The organism is Mesorhizobium sp. M7A.F.Ca.CA.003.01.2.1 (assembly GCF_003998945.1).
Classification (GTDB): domain Bacteria; phylum Pseudomonadota; class Alphaproteobacteria; order Rhizobiales; family Rhizobiaceae; genus Mesorhizobium; species Mesorhizobium ciceri.
Window position 1 is genome coordinate 1 of record NZ_RZRA01001458.1, and the last position, 824, is coordinate 824.

At 62.6% G+C, this 824-nt stretch carries 2 protein-coding genes; both read right to left on the reverse strand.

Annotation, left to right across the window (positions count from 1 at the left end; all coding sequences use genetic code 11):
• Nucleotides 1-501, reverse strand: a 501-nt coding sequence (locus EN969_RS33435; RefSeq protein ID WP_127419878.1) for an aminotransferase class V-fold PLP-dependent enzyme, incomplete at its 3' end; no start/stop codon positions are given.
• 49 nt (nucleotides 502-550) lie between these two features.
• Nucleotides 551-824: ABC transporter permease subunit (locus EN969_RS33440; protein WP_127419880.1), on the reverse strand; the 274-nt coding region annotated here is incomplete at its 5' end.

Below are 824 nucleotides of genomic sequence, written 5' to 3' on the forward strand. Positions count from 1 at the left end.
CGAGACCAGCGGACGCAGATGGTCGACATGCAGATTGCCGTCCTCACGCATCCGCCACCATTTGAATTTCGCACCGGCCGATTCCAGCGCCAGCCAAGTCGCGATGTTGGCGTCATGATCCATGTCGGTGACGACGATCTCGTCGCGCTCTTGCAGCATCTGGCCGATGCCGAGGCTGACCAGGCGGATGAACGAGGTGGCATTCATGCCGAAGCAGATTTCCGCCGGGCTGTAGGCGTTGATGAGCAGAGCGACGCTTGTCCGCGCATCGGCGACCGATTGGTCGACGGTGACGCTGCGGCCATAGCGGCCGCCACGCTGCACATTGTGCGAAACCAGATGATTGGTCACCGCGTCGAGCACGCTCTGCGGGATCTGCGCGCCGGCGGCGTTGTCCAAAAAGATGAAATCGCCGGCCCGCTGCAAGGCTGGAAACATGGCGCGGATGGTGTCGACGGGGAACGCGGTGGCATTCGCATTGTCGGTTTGATGCTTATTCACGGGTAGGCTCCTGCGGAGGGCTTGGACGGGGTGGGATCGGTTGGCGAGGTCAGCGCTTCTTTTCGGTCTTGAAGCGCTCTTCAAGCAGGCTGACGAGGCGGACCATCGGCCAGAGGAAGATGAGATAGACAAGGGCGGCGCCGATCAGCGGCGATGGGTTGGCGTAGAGCGACTGCGCGTTGGTCGCTTCCTTCAAGAGTTCCGGCAGCGCCACGGTGGAGGCGAGCGAGGTGTCCTTGAACATCGAGACGCAGTTGCTGGTCATCGGCGGGGTGACGACGCGGATCGCTTGCGGCAGCACCACCTTGCGCAAGGTCAGGAGG